Genomic DNA, 17,682 nt, shown 5'->3' on the forward strand with positions numbered 1-17,682 from the left:
CCAAATTGCTTTAAAGGAGATTATAGTCATGCTGCGAAGCCATCGTGCCGCACCAATCAGTCCATACAGGGATAGCCAAACGGGCATCAGGAACATTTGGCTCCTCGTCATGCTCGTTGTCTTCTTCCTCTCTGCGGCCCCGGCGCTTGCGGAAGCAGAGCCTTCCGGGTCCCTTGACCACCTGCTGCCTGCCGTCGGCAGCGCGCTCGTGGAAGCCGGGCAGCAGCAATGGAAGGAGGCAGCCGGTGACCTGCAGCAGTTCAAAGAGCTGTGGCTTGCCGTTAAACTTGCCGATGGTCAAGCGCTTGCCGAAGCCAAGGCGCAGGTCGACGCCGCCCTGACGGATGCCGAGTCAAAGCTTCAGGCAAAGGATGCCGGGGCCAAAGTTTCGCTCTCAACGCTCGCGAAGGCGGTTAACGCCTATGTGGAAGCTGCATCGGAGCCGCCGGGAAGCGAGAACGCGTCAAGCGGCACCGAAGCCGCCGCCCAATTGCTCCCTTTGGCCCAAGAGAGCCTGGCAGCTATAGAAAGCAAGGATTGGGCCAAAGCCAAGTCGAGCTACCAGAGCATCGTGAACGGCTGGCCCAAAACGGAATCGCCGATCCGCAGCGATAACTTTACCGTGTACGGTCAACTGGAAACGCAGATCAGCCTTGTACGGATCTCCCTGCAGGCAGATCCGGTTCGCGAAGATCAGGCTGCCCGGGAAATGAGAAAGCTGGTCACGGTTCTTACCGACTATACGGAGGGCAAAATACAAAATATCGCTGCCGCTGAAAACGGAAGCCATTATACCCTTTCCGATCTTCTGGGTGTACTTGAAACCGCACGTCAGCATACCGTGGACGGACAAAGCGGCAAAGCCGCGGACAATATGAACCAATTCATCGCGTCCTGGCCTTCCGTCGAAGGCGAAGTGCGCATCTCTTCTCCCTCTCTCTATACCAAAGTGGAGAACCAGATGTCCGAAGCATCGGGATACCTCCTTTCAGCCCCTCCGCGCAATCAGGAGGCATTAGCCCTCATTGAGGAAATGAAAGCTTCCTTAACTAAGGTCGCCGGAAGCCACCGTTATACCTTTTGGGATGCTGCGCTCATCCTGCTTCGCGAAGGTCTGGAAGCCATACTGGTCATCGCGGCCCTGCTCTCTTACCTGAAGCGCAGCGGCAACAGTGAAGGCCGCAAATACATATGGTCCGGAGCAGGCACCGGCTTTGTCATGTCGCTTGTTTTGGCAGTCGTACTCACCTACGCCATATCCCAGGCAGCCTCAGGCAGCGCACGCGAGATGATCGAGGGTATCACCGGTCTCGTTGCCGTCGTCATGATGATAACGGTGGGACAATGGCTTCATAACAAGTCCAATACCAAGGCCTGGAATCAGTACGTCGGAACACAGGTCAACCAAGCGCTGGCCAAAGGGAGTCTGTGGTCCCTCTTCGCGGTGGCCCTGCTGGCGATTCTGCGTGAAGGTGCCGAAACAACGATTTTCTATGTCGGCATGGCTTCCTCCATCTCTATGCTTCAGCTCGTGATCGGCGTGGCGGTTGCGCTTGCCATCCTTGTGATTTTGGGCTATGCCATCATCGTGCTCAGCGCGTCGCTTCCGGTTCGCGCCTTTTTCCTGGGAGCAACGCTGCTGATCTATTATCTTGTCTTCCGTTTCCTTGGCGACAGCATACACGCGCTGCAGATCGCCGGACGTCTGTCAGCCCATTCCGCATCCTCCCTGCCTTCCGTTTCATGGCTTGGCATGTATCCGACCTGGGAGACATTCATACCGCAGCTCATTATTTTGGCCTACATCATCTGGCAGGTCTTGCGGCAGGAAGCCGGAAAGGGAACCAAAGGGAAGCCTCGCATCAGTGCCTAACAATTACATTTGGAGCGCCTGATTTGTACGTAAAGAGGCTTTGGCAGTGCCCAAATATTCTGCCCAAAATAATCAGCAGCAAAGCAAATTCGCACTGATAAACAGCCCGTGTTCATTGGAACGCGGGCTTTGTCATTTCCTGGGGAATGTTTGTCTTATGAATCTTGAAATCCCCCTTGTCACCTGGCGACTTTTGTCCTATGATGGGGTTAGATATAAAAATAATTTTCTTGAATTTGAAAACAATCGCAAAAATTATTTTCATAAACTCAATCGAATCAGGAGGTCCTATCGTGGCACCTATCTTGTATGCCCTGGCGCAGGAAAAAGAAAAACTGTCCCAGCAGGAACGCCGGATTGCCGATTACATTCTCTCTTCCCCGGCGGAAGTGGTGCATATGGGAATCAAGGAGCTGGCCGAGCAGTGCGGAACCAGTCCGGCCACGGTCACGCGCTTTTGCAAGGTCTTCCATTTAAAAGGCTATCCTGACTTAAAGGTCAAGCTGTCCGCGGAAATTGCCCATACGGAGATGCAGGAACGGAGCCAGGCTTCCTCTTATCAAGACATCGTCGCGAACAATCCGTTGTCCAAAATCGTGGAAGCCATGGAAGCCAACCATCTTACCTCCATTCATGACACCACTTCACTGCTGGACATGAACCGGCTGTCAGAAGCCATCAACTTGCTGTGCGCGGCGCAACGGATCGATCTGTATGGCGTGGCAACCTCGTCGGTTGTCGCCCTCGACTTTTACCAGAAGCTGATCCGGATCGGGAAGAACTGCACCGCGTTCGCCGATCCCCATATGCAGATCACGTCGGCTTCCACGCTGACAAGCCGGGATGTGGCCGTTGCCATTTCCTATTCCGGTGAAACCGAGGAAACGATCAACGCGCTGGCCTGCGCCAAAGACAGCGGAGCCGCGACGATCACCCTTACTTCTTACGGCAGCAACACGCTGGCTTCCATGGCCGACATTCCCCTGTTCGTTTCTTCGCTCGAAGAAGGCATGCGGCGCGGGGATATGGCTTCACGGATCGCCCAGCTTCATATTATCGATATTCTTTTCATGGGCATGAGCAGCGAGCAGTTCGGACAGTATGTGCCCAAGCTGGAGCAATCCTACCAGAATGTCCGGAACTACCGAAAACCTAGAGGAGGTCATTCACCCGTATGAACATCTACACATTCAAGCAGGAGGCCGATTTCGTCAACACCGGAGCCAGCCTCATCGCAAGCCTGCTTCACACCAAACCAAGGTCCGTTCTCGGCCTTGCGACAGGCAGCTCGCCGATCGGCATCTACCAGCGCCTGATTGAGATGAACCAGCAGGGACTCGTCAGCTTTGCCAAGGCTTCCAGCTACAATCTGGATGAGTATGTCGGTCTGCCGGAGGGCCATCCGGAAAGCTACCGTTATTTCATGAACGACAAGCTCTTCAATCATATCGATATCAAAATGGAAAATACGCATGTGCCCGACGGCAATGCAGCAGATCTCGAAGCCGAGTGCCAAAAGTATGACGCCATGCTGGAAGAGAACGGTCCTGTGGACCTTCAGATTCTCGGGCTCGGTCATAACGGCCATATCGGCTTCAATGAGCCGGATGAGGGCCTGGTCGGCGGAACGCATCTCGTTGAGCTTCAGGAAAAAACGCGCACGGCGAACGCCCGCTTCTTCCCTTCGCTTGATGACGTGCCGACGCAGGCCGTAACGATGGGTGTAGGCAGCATTTTGAAGGCCAAACAGATTCTGCTGCTCGTGCGCGGCGAAGACAAAGCGGAAATCGTCAAGCGCGCCTTGAAGGGACCTATCACATCCCAGTGTCCGGCATCGCTGCTTCAGTGCCACCCGAACGTCGTCGTATTATTGGATCAAGGAGCAGGGAGGTTATTAGTATGAGTGAAGGATCGGTTCAACTGCTGTACGGAAAGGTTGTCGTACCCGGCAGCGTGATCGAGGAAGGTGTCGTTGCCATTCAGGAAGGCAGCATTGTATATGCGGGAGAGGTGCAGCAATTGCCGGAGCGCTGGCAGAGCGCGGGCACGGACAGCAAAAAAACGGACGGCTACATTATGCCGGGCTTTATTGATGTCCATGTTCATGGAGGCAACGGCGAGGATTTCATGTATTCCGGCAAGGATGAGCTGGATAAAATCACTTCCTTCCACTGTTCCCAGGGAACAACCGCCATGCTGGCCACGACCATGACCGCTCCCAAAGCATCGATCGATAAAGTGCTGGAGGAAGTAAACCATTATAGACAGCAGGATATGCCCTACACAATCATCGAAGGCGTGCATATGGAGGGTCCTTTCATCAGCCCGAAATGGCCCGGAGCCCAGAATCCGGAGCACATCGTCCTGCCGAGCGTAGAATGGCTGGAAGCCTGGGATGCCCAGTATCCGGGACTGATCAAGCAGGTGACGCTGGCTCCGGAACGCGATGGCGCCTTGGAAGCCATCGCTTGGATGAGCGAGCATGGCATCAATGCCGCCCTCGGCCATACGGACGCGACCTACGAAGAGGTCGAGGCTGCGGTTGAAGCGGGCCTGCGCCAAGGCGTGCATACGTTCAACGCCATGACGCCGCTCCATCACCGCAAGCCGGGAACGGCCGGCGCGGTCCTGGGTGATGACCGGATTCATGCCGAGATTATCGCCGACGGGATTCACGTACATCCGGCAGCCATTTCCATCCTGGCTAAGCTGAAAACGAACGATAATCTCATACTGATCACCGATGCCATGTCTGCTGCCGGCATGCCGGACGGAGATTATATGATCGGCGACCTCCCTGTCCAGGTCAAAGACGGGATCGCCATGCTGAAAGGCGAATCGAACAGTCTGGCCGGAAGCACGCTGACCATGATCAAGGGCTTCCGTTACCTCGTCGAAACCGTCGGCTTAAGCATTGAGCATGCCTCGCGCGTTGCCAGCTACAACCCGGCCAAGCGCCTTCGTATCGAAGATCGCACCGGCACGCTGGAAGCGGGCAAGCAGGCCGACGTTCTGATGCTGGATGACAGCCTGAACCTGAAGGGCGTCTGGGTACGCGGACGCCAGGTATTTTAATATTGAATTAGAAATGATTTTAAAATTATAAGCAATCTTGCACACCAAAGCCTCTCCGAAATATCTATTTCGGGAGGCTTTTGGTTTTTCTATGGGAAATGTGCTGACCTTTCTGATTAACAACAATAAAAAGCAGCCGCGCGTGAAGCGCGAAGCTGCTCTGAAATTACTGCATCATATGTCTGCCGGCAGGCGTTTTACCAAGGGGAGCCGGACGGGTGTTTCCCATCGGGGTTATCTTGTTGTTATTGTTCATGTTGGTGTTGTTGTTCATGTTGTTATTGTTCAAGTTGTTGCCGTCCGTGCCCGTGTGCATCGGGAAGATGCGCTCGAACATCGTGGACATTTCGGTCAGCATGCCTTGAACCGGATGTCCGTTCTTCAACTCGGTTGCATAATTGCTGACGCGTTGGACAAAATCAGGATTAGCGGATACGTAGACGTTGGTGATGCTTGGATCGGATTTTTTGATCGTATCGCTGATTTTATTTTTAATTTCCATACTCACATCGTCTTTGTTATCGGACAACGTTCCATTGGTACCTGACGTGCCGGGAGTCGTGGCGTTATAGCCGTTGCTTCTCGTGATCGGTTCCCCGTCGCTCGTCGTGTAGTTATGCAAACGATGCGTATCGGTTCCCGTACCCGAGCCGTTTCCGGTCATGCCGCGCATAATTCCGTAGCTGCCCGTTCCCATCGTGCCGTACAACCCGCGGTTGTTCGCGCTCATGGAGCCGCTGCCTACGCTGCCATTGTCATTGTTAAAGCTGCTGTTATTCGTCGAGCCAAAGCTGCTGCTGCGGTAATTACTATTGGTGCTCTTCATGCCGTAGTTGCCGGTAATGCCTTTGGCGCCCATATGGCCCTTGGCGCCGTTCTCCAAGGACACGGCCACATAAGCGCTGTTACCGCCGCGAAGGACATTGGCTGTACGCACTTCCTTCATTGCAGCAACCTTGTCCGCAAGATCCTGCGAGGAGGTTAAGCTGCCCACGCGATGGCTCGAGCTCGTATTGTACGTCGACATCCGATCCCCACCGTCCCGCAGGGAGTTGACGTTAAGACGGCCGTTCATGCCGTTCAATCCGCGCGCGTCATGAACATTTTTGGTGCGGACATTGGTATTGGCAGGCTCGTTTGTCGTACAGCCGGCCACACCAGCCACGCTCACAAGCAGGGCCGCGGATATGGAAAGGCTAATCGCTTTGGATCGCATCATGAGTTCATCCTCCGTTATGATGTAATGTAGGAACACCTTTTAGGATGACCGTGCGATCAGGCGGATATGCTGAAAGGATTTGGCATCACACCTCGTTCATTTTAATTCCTTCCCCCTGCGGCTGCTTTTATTGAATCCACCTTTTTTTCCAGCTCCATCAAGCTTTTTATCGGTATCGGGTAAACCTGCGATTCCCCGGCGGGAATGATCCATGCCGTCTCGGGATATGCTGGCTCGACTGCGATTTGATATACCTTGTCCCCATGCTCCGGACCGCTTACGATCGTTACGGTAGAATCCATGACCTCTGCTTTCAAGGAAGAAGCCTTGCGTGAAGATTCCAATCCCCGGATGAGCAGCGCGTTCATTTCCGTCAGTATCCCCTGCGCCTGCTCCGCGGAAACCGGAGAGCCGTTCAATGTCCAAACATCGCTTTCAGATTCCCCTCCGCCCTCGGCATGCTTAAGCATCCATGAGGTTCTTTTTCCATCCCACTCGACGGTTATTGCCTCCTTATTAGCCCAAACGGCTTCCCCTTCACTCGTCGGTTCGCCTGCATCGCCTGGAAGAGACTGCATGTTATTCTGTCCAGTGACTTCCGTTTCATAGGGACGAAACCAATAGGCTGCGCCGGCGATGAGTATCATGCAAATGACAATGATGATGGCTGGCATCCATTTTTTCGCCATATGTTCCACCCTCCCCTTCTTTGACAATCTCAAGACCCCTATGAATATGTTACCCCGGGTAACTCTCCGTTACTACCTTGTTTCCTCCTTACATGGATTTCTTCGGGGAGAACGGTAATTAGGCGAACAGGAAATAGGGAAATGCCTAATACCAACCAAACGCCTGCCACATACGATACATCATGACCTTATCCATCAGGAGGTAAAAACATGAAAACGGTGGTGGTAACAGGCGGAGCCGGATTTATCGGTTCTCATCTCGTGCAAGAGCTGGTCGAAGCGCAGCATCAGGTCCATGTCATCGATAATCTTTCCTCCGGGTCGGCCGGCAGGGTTCATCCTGCCGCGTCTTTGCATGTGGAGGATATCCGGAGTCCGGCGGCCCTGCAAACGGTTCTTGCTCTGAATCCCGATGTGATTTACCATCTGGCGGCGCAGGCCGATGTCCAGCAATCCATCCACGATCCGCTTCAGGACATGGACCATAACGTCAAGGGAACGCTAAACATGCTCGAAGGCTGCAGGCAAGCCGGCGTCCGGAAGTTTATTTTTGCATCAACATCGGGGGTCTATGGTAATCTTGAGACCAATAAACTGAGGGAGACCGATCCGGCTGCCCCTATCTCTTTTTACGGCCTGTCCAAATATGCTGCTGAGCATTATATTCGCCTGTATGGGCAGCTCTTCGGTTTGGATTGGGCAATCATGCGTTTCGCCAATGTGTATGGCCCTGGTCAAACCTCTAAAGGAGAAGGCGGAGTCGTATCGATTTTCATGAATCAGCTCCGTCAGAACCAGCCTTTAACCATCAACGGTGACGGCGAGCAGACCCGGGATTTCATTTATGTAAAGGATGTGGTTTCGGCCTTGATTGCCGCGCAGGCATCGGGAGACCTCCCTATTCTTCATGTCAGCACCGGGAAGGCAACCTCCGTCAACCGTCTAGTCGATCTTCTTGGGCATTTTCGCGGCGTGGAAATCCAGACCAAACATCGCCCAGACAGATCCGGAGATATTCGTCACAGCTGCTTATCGAATGACCGTATTCTCGCCGAATTGGGATGGAAGCCCGCTTTCGAAATCGAAGAAGGGCTGAAAGAAACGTATACTCATTTCATGAATCCCTGAACGATGAAGCAAATAGGCAAAAGAGGCCGATCCCGCTCGAACCGGGGAATGGCCTCTTTCGTTCTTCAAACTGGTGCGTACACGCTCCCCTCCAATGCATAGGAAACGAGACGGGCCTTCTGCTCGCCGGATTTGACCGACAAATAAAAATGACGCATGCCGCCTTCCGCAGTCAGCGTGAAGCTTTCTTTCGTACGCGCTTTGGCATAACAGGTCTCAAGCGTCCAGTAAATGACCGGTCCGTCAGCGGCATCCTTTCGCAGAAAGAATTCGAGTTCCCCCAGGTCGCACATCGGCTTGAGCCAGGAGACGTCAATGGAGAGCACAACGCGGTCTCCGGCCTCGATCCCTTCAAGCGTAACGGAGGTCAGCACGATTTCCTCGGCCCCGACGACAAACGAGTCAAACGTCCCGGCAGCGGCTCCCTGGCTGGTTTTATATTTGAGCGACATCCTCTTTCATCTCCTTCACAATTGATTGACCATCCGGATAAAGCTGAGACAATATAAATGGGGGTTGAACTCCGTTTGCAGCAGCCGCAGCGCATTGTTCCGAATGTCTTCCCGGCGCGGGGCGTTCAGCATCAAATCGAGCCCTTCCTGAAGCGCCTGCGCGATATTGCCAAGCATGTAGTTTTTGCCGGTCTCGTTATGCCGGATACACAATGCGACGCCATCCGAATTTGTCGCGAGTACGGGGCATCTGCAGCTCATCGCTTCCAGTACGGACAGTGGTCCCCCTTCGACCTTGGAAGTGGAGCACATGAAGCCGCCGGAATCGCCGATCAGCGAATAATAATACTGCATCTGCGCATTTGGCACATTGGACCGAAGCGTCAGCCGGGGGCGCAGTCCCAGGTTATCAACCATTTGCTCGAACTGCTCCCGCTCATGCGGGTCCGACAGATTGGGATCCTCGAACATCCATAACGCCAAATTCGGAATATAATAGGAAAGCTGATGACCGATGTGAAGGAACTCCCTCCAGTTCTTATTGTCCTCCATCCGGCCGAGCCAGGCGATGATGGGCTGCTCAGGCTTCGCGGCAGGACGGTATGTGAAGGCTTCGGAATCAAAACAGTTGGGAAAATGAAACTGTGGAATGTGAGGATAAAACTCCTGAAACAAAGCGGCAATATGAGGCGTGCAGGGATTGAGCAGACCATTCGCGTAGCTGTTGACATACGGGATAGCCTCCATCAGCTGCTTTCTTGCATTCTCTTTCGGACCGTAGCCTTGAATCTCGAGTACCAGCTTCCCCGTGTAGCCGAGCTGCCTGAATCTAGGGAAGCTCTTATGATCCGTCGTGACGACGATGACGTCAAAGTTGCCAGCCGCCAGAATGCCGCGGATCTCCTCATCATCATTTGTGATGTGCATTGGAACCTCGTCGTTGTTTTGCACGCCCGCCCCCCAATGGAAATAGAGGCAGGAAGCATGAATCCCGTATTTTTTCAAGGCTTTGCATCGCAGCCGGTTCAGCGTATCCATGCCGCCGCTGGGCACATAAAATACAAACAATACATTCACGTCGCGTTTCCTCCTCTATCCTCCGGTTACAACGTACGGATCGTGTCCTCCTGCGTATATAAGGCAATCAGATGTCCTTGATTGTACATCCTTAAAGTGACCCCTGTATGGGCATATTCGTTGACATTCGAGACCAAAACGATCTGAAAGGGCATGTAACCTGTCACGATATTCTGAAGGGGCACGGCAGCGCCGGAGCTTACATGAATCAACTGTACATAAAATAGCCCCTGTTCCCCATAGGCGTGGACCAGCATCTCGAAGCCAACGCTTCCGCCGTTGGTAACCTCCACATCAACGGATTCGATGTAACGGCAATCGATCGGGGCAAAGGGTGCTGCTTCGAGCCGTAAAATGGACATAACCATCCTCCTGAAATCAAGTCTTATCCCATCGTATGTTGTTCCCTGCAGACGGTAAGGGCGTTTGGCTTTGGCCACAGACCTAAATATGAAGAAGGAATAAACGGAGATACAAGCGAACCCGTCAAGCAACGCATCTAATAGAAGAAAGGAACTGCAGTTGAATCCTGCTTCTCCTTGGGAAATCCTTACGATGAAGCGAAAGGAAGGATAACATTCATGCGGATATCAGATCTGAAAGGAACCTATGACGCGATCTTCAGCCTGGGAGATTTGTGCCTGGCTTCGATGCAGCTTGAGAAATTCGATCTTCGTCCCTATGCCGGCCCCCTCGATTGGATGGCTACTTATAATTTGGCTAACGTCAACCGGCTGCTCCGGAACCATTTCGCTAACTTCATGAACTACGAAAATCTGTTCGTCGAGAAACGGCTCAGCGATCAGCTGTATCTGGTCCGGGAAACTTACTACGATTTTCTGTCCAACCATGACTTTTTTACTCACAACAATTTCCCTCCCTACCTGGCTGCCTACCCGGAAGTGAAAGCGAAGTATGACCGCCGGGTTCAGCGCTTTATGGAGAAAATGGCTACCGCGCGCAACATTCTTTTTATCCGGACGGAAGGGTCGCTCGAAGACGCGCAGGAGCTGCAGGAGGTGTTATCCGGTCTTGTAGCGCATGATTTTAAGGTTCTGCTTATCAATCACACCGCCGTGCCGCATGTCATGGAGACCGATTGGCCGCTCGACAAGGTGTGCTCCATCCTGATGCCAAACGATGACAAATGGGAAGGGAACGATCATCTGTGGGCTGAAATATTTAAGGGGGTTCAATTGGCGGAATATTAAACGATTAAATAAAGAGTCCCTTTTGAGCTTGATGCAATTAATTAATGATTGGATTAAAAAAGTCGAATTCGTTAAAGAATCCGACTTTTTGTTTATTATGCTGTAAAAATTTCATTTGGCAGCATAGTGCATTGCAGAAATCAGCCCTGCAGCGAAGATGTGACGAGGCGTGCTCCATCCCGTTGTTCGTGGATATCCTCAAAAAGTCAGCACTTCCATATCCGGAAGCCTGTAATCCGCAGGCAGCTGTTCAAAAATCCGGTTCCACACCGCATAGTCCACCAGCACGTCAAGATGCGAGGACTGCGCGACGAAAATCCGGTTGTACAGATCCCCGATAACCATAAACGGATCTCCTTCCATAACTCTTCTCCCTCCTCCCTCTCTCACATATCCTCACTTAACGACCGATGCTGGCCGCAGCCCTGCCGTACGCATTCAGCAGTCTTGCGATCATCAGATCCATCGACCAGTGCTCCTGAGCAAAGCGGGCAGCATTCTGGCCCAGCATTTGGCGGAATTCGTCATTCCCCAGAAGCACGTTCAAATGATCGGCAAGCGTGAACGGATCCCTCACCGGGGATACGAGTCCGGTTACGCCGTGTTCCACCATCTCCGGCAGTCCGCCTGCACTCGATACGCATGAAGCCAACCCGGCGATCTGTGCTTCCATAACCGAGAAAGGCTGGTTATCCTGAATACAGGAATGTACGAATATATCGGATTGCAGAAGCAGCGCCGGAATGTCGCGTCTTTCCCCCATGAACACGACTTTGTCCTGAAGCGACAGCCCCGCGGTCTGCCTCATCAGCTCCTCGCGTTTTTCTCCCTCGCCCACGATCCAGCATACCCAGTCATCGCGCATATGCTTCAGCATGCCCAGAGCGGAAATCAGCACATCGATTCCTTTCACGAAGGCAAGCCGGGCTGGGACGATGATCACTTTTTTGCCCGGCGGCTTCTGGATATCGGTTCCGTTCTGCGCGCTTTGCCAAAAAGGGCCCGTATCCAGTCCGTACTGAAAAACCTCGATCCGTTGTTCCGGTACGCCGAAATCATGCACAAGCTCGTTTTTCTGCCACTGGGTCGAAGTGATGGTCAGCTGCCCCGAGGTGGCCCCGTAATATTCAATCGAATCAAAATATTTCCATCCCGGAGAATGCTCCTGAACGCCAAGATGCGGATTCAGACGGAAATGATTATGCAGCTCCAGACTGACAGAGCCGTGAACCTGCGCAACCAGCGGAACATGCGGTGGTTTGACCCGGTGCAAAGCTCTGGCCGCGAAAATATCCTGCGTATGAATGACATCGTATTGCCCCAGTCCGAAATAGGCTGCCGAAAGTTCCATGAAATAACGGTCTTCTTCATAGAAATGAATGAACGGGTCTTGGTGCATCCGTGGCGCCTGCACTGCAGACAGTTTGGCAGTCAGAAAGGGACGTAGCGCGGTTTTGGACAGCTCCTGCCCCCGGTTGATGATGTGAAATTTGGAGTAATCTGGACTGTTTCCCATCAGATCCACCTGGTGCCCCATTGCTTCCAGCCGCTGCTGAATCTGCAGCATGTATTTCCACACCCCGCCGACATGGGGAATGAGCCAGTAGGTTGCCAGTAGTATTTTCATGCAATCTCCTTTCCATGGGATCCGGCAAGCCGGATTCATTCAGGGTAATCCGTCCATGATCGGACACTATACTATATTATTGAAGAGCCAGGCAGGACCCGACTCCTGAACCCTACTTGCACAAAAAAACGTCTATCGATGTACTTTCAAAGGAAACCGGACGGTATTAAAATGGTTTTTTGTTGCGAGAACGGGAGGATTTGCTTCGAATTGCATACTTTCTGATATCCTAAAAAAAGGCACCGGATACCGGTGCCCATGATCATTATAAGATTTTGCGTTCTTAATCCGAGAACGCCACGGCTTCGAAGCTTTCGGGTCCTACCCGTGTCGGAATGACTGCCAGGCCTGCGGGAATGCTGACAAAAGCCTGATAGATGACAAATCCAGGGTTCGTGGTGAGTAAATCAATACCCGAGACCGTTACGACATCCGTCGTCAGCAGCAGCGTACCTACAGGAAGTGATTTCGTTGCTGTATAAACCGTAGTTGAAACACCTTCTACCACTCTATTAATCGTGATCGTGACCGGCACAAGTACGGCAACAACGGCACTCAGGGTAACCGTAGCCGTGAAATGCACGGACAGGTTCGCACCTGCAGTGGACGTATTCAGACCCAATGTTCCGAATAATGCCGGCGTGGTGCTTGCAGGAATGGATACGGCTCCTGCTGTGGAGACATTTTGCGATATTTGACTATCAACCAATACATTTGGCATGTTGTGTTCCCTCCTTTCATACTATATTTATGCTATATTTGCGAAATTTGCATGGACGAACCATGCGGCTCATTCATCCAATTCATGCCCTTTCCATGATCGATATCAGCGGTCCCAACGCACTACGTACCTGGCTGCTCGTCATAGCATATTCCTGCTCAATGACCGCGCGGTGGCGGATTGTTCCCATGGCTTCATGCTGACGGTACCCGACCAGCGGCTCATCCAGATACAGCAGTGGAAAACCGGCCTGAATAACCCTTCTCCAAAAATCCAAATCATGCGTATACGGCAGGCTTTCATCAAATAGACCGACATGGCAAAACAGTTCTTTTCGCATCATCACCGTGCAGCCGTTCACCGGATTGCCGTTCATGAAGATCCGATAGAAATCGAGGAAGTTCGTAAAGGAACAGCCTGCCCGGTAAGAGGTGATCTGGCTGGAGCTATCGATCACATTAAAATTGGTATGCGATATAAAAGCTTCCTGCTCTATCATGAATTGGACTTGGCGGCTGATCTTCTCCGGATAAAACAGGTCGTCGGAGCTCAGCCAGGCCACATATTGCCCCGATGCGTGGCGTATGCCGTGATTGAGGGCGCTGGCCGTGCCTCCGTTCGCCTTGCCCAGATAATAGATTTGCGGCAGATAAGGCTTGATCCTGTCGGCGAAACGGGTGGAACCGTCATCCACGACGATAATCTCCAGCGGAGCATACGTCTGCGATAATGCGCTTTGAATCGCCTGATCCACATATGGATCATTGTAAAAAGGAATGACAATCGTTACGAGCGGTCTCATACTGCCCCTCCTTTCCGCTCACGAAAATGCCGAAGGACATCGCGGAGCGAAGTCTCAAGCGGTATCTCCGGCTGCCAGCCCAGCCCGGCCATGCCTTCCTCCGGCGCTTGAGCCTCTGTCATGACCGCAGCTTCCGGCGCGTCCCCCCATTCCAGCGGCGCTTGACTGCCGGCGATGGCCATCATTTTAACTGCTATGTCCTCAAGCGTATGCTGTACTCCCGATCTGACGATAACAGTACGTCCCGGCGTGCCTCTTTTCAATAACAGATCGTACGCCCTAACCGCATCTCTTACATCCAGAAAATCACGCCGTGCCTTCCTGGAGGAAACATTGAATGCAGCGGTTTTGCCTTCCTGCTCGCAAGCCGCGATATGGCGGGCAAGAAGCGCGCAAAAGCCCGTTGATGGCCCGGGCCCAATGAGGTTCGATGGTTCTGCAAGGATCACAGACTGGCCAAACAGCGCATTCCATGAGAGAGCGGCCGCCTTTTGCAGGCTTTTGCTGAGACTGTAGGGGTGGGGCGGCTCGAAAGGAGGCGTAAGCGGAAATACCGCCATCGAACCGGCGATGACGATTCTGCAGGCAGGAAGCGGGCGGAGTGAATTCAAGAGGTATATGGTAGGTAATACATTCGTTTCGAGGTAAAGCAGCGGACTCTCCCACGATTCGGGCACCGAGTTTTTACCGCCCAGATGCAGGACATAGTCCGGCGCGACGCTTTGAACAACCTGCTCAAGCTCCTGCTTATTCAGCAAATCGCATGTATAATACGTAATCCCCTCCGGAGCCGGTCCTTGAGGGACGTTTCGGACGATGGCGGCTACCTGCATGCCCTGGCCGGCAAAATACCGGCAAGCATGGCCCCCGGTAAAACCGGAGGCTCCTGTAATCAAAATGACATGCTTGCGGAAGGAAGCTCGTTCATCCATCTCTCCAACTCCTTCAGCATATCGCGGTAATGAGGTACGGCATATTGCGCATCCGTACGCGAAGAAGCCAGCGTACGATCCTGAATCGGCAGGTCCGTAGGCACGATCGTCACATCATGTATTTTCCATATTTCCTGAAACAGCAGAAGCAAATCATGTTTGCTGATCGGTACGGGATGGGCCAGGTGCATCAATCCCGAGATCGGAGCATCCATCAGTTTATCGATGGCCTTGGCCAGCTCCAGGGTAGTCACACCGTTCCAAAGAACGTTCCGATACCCGGAAACCGTCCCTTTCTGGGTCATGAACCAATGCATGAGGCCGATGCCATGCCGGCGGGTTTCCGGACCGATGATGGACGTGCGGATGGTCAAGTGTCCGGGGGCCCGGACCTCGCCAAGGGCCTTGGTTAATGCATAGGCACTTGTCCCATCCGGTTCGTCGTCCTCTTCATAACGGCCTTTGGTGCCTTCGAACACGCAATCGGTACTGATATGAATCAGACGGGTTCCAAGCATATCGGCTGACCGGCGCAGCCTGTGGGGAAGGAAGCCGTTGACATGGTAGGCATTGATCCGATCCTCTTCCGCAAATTGGTTCAAGACCCCGATGGCATTGATTACAATATCTGGCCTGACGATTTCCATCACCTTTTCAACCATGCAGGATTCGGACACATCAAGGAAAAGCCCCCCCGGGCTCCGCTGATCCCGGGTTGTATAGAATACCTGATGCTTTCCCTGCCGCTGAAAATACTCGACAAGCATGTGTCCTGCCATTCCGTTTCCTCCCAGAATGAGCAGCTTCATTGCAGGAACCCCCCGGACCGAAGAATGTCCCTGATCTCCTCTTTGTTCATCAGATGGTAATTCGAGCTGAAGCTGGTGAACGATACGGGTCTGCAGTGGCTGTATCTCTCCTTGAGTTCAGGCATGTGGAGCGTCGGAAGGATGACCAGGTACTCCTCGTCGTAAACAACCGTCGTGAGGCTTTCGAAATCGCTCATCAGAATTTCGTGGATTTTCTCACCTGGCCGGATACCGGACTCTACAATTCTGACATCCTCCCGGCCGGAGTCCTCAATCAGAACCTCCGCCATATCCACAATTCTGCAGGCAGGCATCGTCATGACGAAGATTTCGCCGCCGTAGCTTTCTTCGGCCGCTTTAAACAGCAGCTTGATGGCATCCCGCAGCGTCAGGAAAAAGCGGGTCATCCCCATATCCGTAATCGTGACCTGGCCTTTGTTGCGGATCTGATCCTTAAAAACATGCACGACGCTGCCGTTCGTTCCGAGCACATTGCCGCCTCGAACCGTAACGAAACGGGTTTCGCTGTTCAGAAGATTGGCATATACGATTAGCTTTTCTCCAATAGCCTTGGTCATGCCGTAGAAATTCGACGGATTGGCCGCCTTGTCAGTCGATATATAGAAGACCTTTTTCACTTTGTTCTCGATTGCTGCCTCAATGACGTTTTGCGTTCCGATCACATTGGTTTTGAGCGCTTCATAAGGCTGATCCTCACACACGGGAACATGCTTCAAAGCCGCAAGGTGAAATACATAATCCATACCCTGACAAGCGGCGACCAGCGCGTCCTTATCCCGGATGTCCCCGATCCGGAAGCCCAGATGCTTGCTTTCGAACTCCCGGCTCATGGCCACTTGCGAAGATTCATTCCGAGAGTAAACGATCACTTCCTTCGGGTTAAGCCCCAGCAGCTGGGAGACCAGTTCATACCCCCAGGAGCCCGTACCCCCGGTGATCAAAATCCGTTTATTTTCAAACATGAACTACCCCTCCAAGCAGAAATTTTACAACCTTATCCGAGACATTTTCCGTCAAGTAGCCCTCCGGGCAATCCCAGCCCCCGTCCAGGTTCAGCATCAGTTCAGCCGACCGGAATATCGCCTCGGCATCCACGCCGGACACGATATTGCTGCCGCAGTCCACCGTCTCCGGACGTTCGGTTGTATCCCGCATCGTCACGGTCGGTACCTGCATGATGCAGCATTCCTCCTGCACCGTCCCGCTATCGGTCAATGCGCAGCAGGCATGGCGTTCAAGCATTACGAAATCAAAAAATCCGAAGGGCTCATGGAACTCCACCAGCGGATGCAGCGCGATGGACTTCAGCCCGGCGATCCGAGAGGCCGTACGCGGATGAATGCTGCAGATGATCCGGCGTCCGTATTTACCGGCAATCCGGTTCAGCCCTTCGACAATCTGCTGCAGGCGCCCATGATGATCCACGTTCTCCGCGCGGTGTGCGGTGACCAAAAAATACTGTTTGGTCTTCAAGGAGAGCTGGTTCAATATATCGCTCTCGGCGATAGATGGCTCGTAATGCTTCATCACTTCATAAATGGGGTTGCCTGTCAGCACGATGCGGGAGCTTGGGAAGCCTTCGGCCAGCAAGTGCTTCTTGCTCTGCTCCGTGTAAGGCATGTTAATCGAAGATATCGCGTCGATGACCCTTCGGTTCTTCTCCTCGGGCACTCTCAGGTCGAAGCAGCGGTTCCCCGCCTCCATGTGCACGACGGGAATCCCGAGCCTTTCTGCGAGAATCGCGCACAAGGCGCTATTGGTATCCCCGAGCAGCAGTACCTTGTCAGGCTTTTCCTTCTCCAGAATGGCCTCCATCTGCGAAAACATGGCCGAGAGCTGATTTCCGAGGGATGCGGCCGCATCCTGCAAAACATAATCCGGCGGGCGCAAGCCCAACTGCCTGAAAAAAATCCCACTCAACCTTTCAGCAAAATTCTGTCCGGTATGCACGAGCACATGCCGCTCCGCATACCGGTCCAGCTTCGGAAGGATGAGGCTGAGGCGAATAATTTCGGGTCTGGTGCCCAAAATCGTCATAATTCTCAT

The 17,682-nt window shown here is 53.0% G+C and carries 19 protein-coding genes; 6 read left to right on the plus strand and 13 right to left on the minus strand.

Going from position 1 to position 17,682, the window contains the following annotated elements; translation table 11 throughout:
- Window positions 1-28: 28 nt before the first annotated feature.
- The 4 genes from ACTHPM_RS22030 (at window position 29) to nagA (ending at window position 4,948) form a co-directional block, all read left to right on the plus strand.
- Window positions 29-1,873 (plus strand): FTR1 family iron permease, encoded by a 1,845-nt coding sequence (locus tag ACTHPM_RS22030; RefSeq protein WP_440397606.1) that lies wholly within the window; start codon window positions 29-31, stop codon window positions 1,871-1,873.
- Window positions 1,874-2,166: 293 nt separating this feature from the next.
- Window positions 2,167-3,051, plus strand: coding sequence for a MurR/RpiR family transcriptional regulator (locus ACTHPM_RS22035; RefSeq protein WP_440397607.1), 885 nt, complete (start codon window positions 2,167-2,169; stop codon window positions 3,049-3,051).
- Window positions 3,048-3,776, plus strand: a complete 729-nt coding sequence (gene nagB / locus ACTHPM_RS22040) for a glucosamine-6-phosphate deaminase (protein WP_440397608.1) — start codon at window positions 3,048-3,050, stop codon at window positions 3,774-3,776. Before ACTHPM_RS22035 ends, nagB begins: the two co-directional genes overlap by 4 nt.
- Window positions 3,773-4,948, plus strand: coding sequence for an N-acetylglucosamine-6-phosphate deacetylase (nagA, locus tag ACTHPM_RS22045; protein WP_440397609.1), 1,176 nt, complete (start codon window positions 3,773-3,775; stop codon window positions 4,946-4,948). The genes nagB and nagA overlap by 4 nt, the downstream gene beginning before the upstream one ends.
- Before the next feature lie 166 nt (window positions 4,949-5,114).
- On the opposite strand, the gene ACTHPM_RS22050 is transcribed toward nagA, so the two are convergent.
- Window positions 5,115-6,167, minus strand: a complete 1,053-nt coding sequence (locus ACTHPM_RS22050) for a YhcN/YlaJ family sporulation lipoprotein (protein ID WP_440397610.1) — start codon at window positions 6,165-6,167, stop codon at window positions 5,115-5,117.
- A 101-nt stretch (window positions 6,168-6,268) separates the two neighbouring features.
- On the minus strand, window positions 6,269-6,856 hold the full coding sequence (locus ACTHPM_RS22055; RefSeq protein ID WP_440397611.1) for a hypothetical protein: 588 nt from the start codon (window positions 6,854-6,856) through the stop codon (window positions 6,269-6,271).
- Between the two features lie 210 nt (window positions 6,857-7,066).
- On the opposite strand from ACTHPM_RS22055, the gene ACTHPM_RS22060 reads away from it, so the two are divergent.
- Entirely contained in the window at window positions 7,067-7,984 is a 918-nt protein-coding gene (locus ACTHPM_RS22060) for an NAD-dependent epimerase/dehydratase family protein (protein ID WP_440397612.1), read from the plus strand.
- A gap of 65 nt (window positions 7,985-8,049) precedes the next feature.
- Here ACTHPM_RS22060 and ACTHPM_RS22065 read toward each other — a convergent pair whose 3' ends face one another.
- The 3 genes from ACTHPM_RS22065 to ACTHPM_RS22075 are packed head-to-tail and all read right to left on the minus strand — an operon-like array spanning window position 8,050 to window position 9,875.
- Window positions 8,050-8,436 (minus strand): hypothetical protein, encoded by a 387-nt coding sequence (locus ACTHPM_RS22065; RefSeq protein WP_440397613.1) that lies wholly within the window; start codon window positions 8,434-8,436, stop codon window positions 8,050-8,052.
- 15 nt (window positions 8,437-8,451) lie between these two features.
- Window positions 8,452-9,513: a glycosyltransferase family 4 protein gene (locus ACTHPM_RS22070; protein ID WP_440397614.1), complete on the minus strand. Its 1,062-nt coding sequence runs from the start codon at window positions 9,511-9,513 to the stop codon at window positions 8,452-8,454.
- A 26-nt stretch (window positions 9,514-9,539) separates the two neighbouring features.
- On the minus strand, window positions 9,540-9,875 hold the full coding sequence (locus tag ACTHPM_RS22075) for a hypothetical protein (RefSeq protein WP_440397615.1): 336 nt from the start codon (window positions 9,873-9,875) through the stop codon (window positions 9,540-9,542).
- Between the two features lie 219 nt (window positions 9,876-10,094).
- Here ACTHPM_RS22075 and ACTHPM_RS22080 point away from each other — a divergent pair, with 219 nt between their 5' ends.
- Window positions 10,095-10,724 (plus strand): DUF1796 family putative cysteine peptidase, encoded by a 630-nt coding sequence (locus ACTHPM_RS22080; RefSeq protein ID WP_440397616.1) that lies wholly within the window; start codon window positions 10,095-10,097, stop codon window positions 10,722-10,724.
- 198 nt (window positions 10,725-10,922) lie between these two features.
- Here ACTHPM_RS22080 and ACTHPM_RS22085 read toward each other — a convergent pair whose 3' ends face one another.
- The 8 genes from ACTHPM_RS22085 to wecB all read right to left on the minus strand — a co-directional run bounded on the left by ACTHPM_RS22085 (window position 10,923) and on the right by wecB (window position 17,682).
- Window positions 10,923-11,087 carry a hypothetical protein gene (locus ACTHPM_RS22085; protein WP_440397617.1) on the minus strand — a complete coding sequence of 55 codons (165 nt, stop codon included), beginning with the start codon at window positions 11,085-11,087 and terminating at the stop codon, window positions 10,923-10,925.
- Between the two features lie 37 nt (window positions 11,088-11,124).
- A complete protein-coding gene (locus tag ACTHPM_RS22090) occupies window positions 11,125-12,351 on the minus strand; it encodes a glycosyltransferase family 4 protein (RefSeq protein ID WP_440397618.1) in 1,227 nt (408 codons plus the stop codon).
- Between the two features lie 283 nt (window positions 12,352-12,634).
- Window positions 12,635-13,072 carry a hypothetical protein gene (locus tag ACTHPM_RS22095; protein ID WP_440397619.1) on the minus strand — a complete coding sequence of 146 codons (438 nt, stop codon included), beginning with the start codon at window positions 13,070-13,072 and terminating at the stop codon, window positions 12,635-12,637.
- An 82-nt stretch (window positions 13,073-13,154) separates the two neighbouring features.
- Window positions 13,155-13,874: a glycosyltransferase gene (locus ACTHPM_RS22100; protein ID WP_440397620.1), complete on the minus strand. Its 720-nt coding sequence runs from the start codon at window positions 13,872-13,874 to the stop codon at window positions 13,155-13,157.
- The gene (locus ACTHPM_RS22105) at window positions 13,871-14,806 is read right to left on the minus strand and encodes an NAD-dependent epimerase/dehydratase family protein (protein ID WP_440397621.1); all 936 of its coding nucleotides are present in this window, start codon (window positions 14,804-14,806) and stop codon (window positions 13,871-13,873) included. The genes ACTHPM_RS22100 and ACTHPM_RS22105 overlap by 4 nt, the downstream gene beginning before the upstream one ends.
- Window positions 14,767-15,615 (minus strand): SDR family oxidoreductase, encoded by an 849-nt coding sequence (locus ACTHPM_RS22110; protein ID WP_440397622.1) that lies wholly within the window; start codon window positions 15,613-15,615, stop codon window positions 14,767-14,769. The genes ACTHPM_RS22105 and ACTHPM_RS22110 overlap by 40 nt, the downstream gene beginning before the upstream one ends.
- Window positions 15,612-16,598, minus strand: a complete 987-nt coding sequence (locus ACTHPM_RS22115) for a polysaccharide biosynthesis protein (protein WP_440397623.1) — start codon at window positions 16,596-16,598, stop codon at window positions 15,612-15,614. Before ACTHPM_RS22115 ends, ACTHPM_RS22110 begins: the two co-directional genes overlap by 4 nt.
- Window positions 16,591-17,682, minus strand: a complete 1,092-nt coding sequence (gene wecB / locus ACTHPM_RS22120; protein ID WP_440397624.1) for a non-hydrolyzing UDP-N-acetylglucosamine 2-epimerase — start codon at window positions 17,680-17,682, stop codon at window positions 16,591-16,593. The genes ACTHPM_RS22115 and wecB overlap by 8 nt, the downstream gene beginning before the upstream one ends.

This window comes from Paenibacillus sp. SAFN-054, from assembly GCF_051966755.1.
Lineage (GTDB): Bacteria > Bacillota > Bacilli > Paenibacillales > Paenibacillaceae > Paenibacillus_AQ.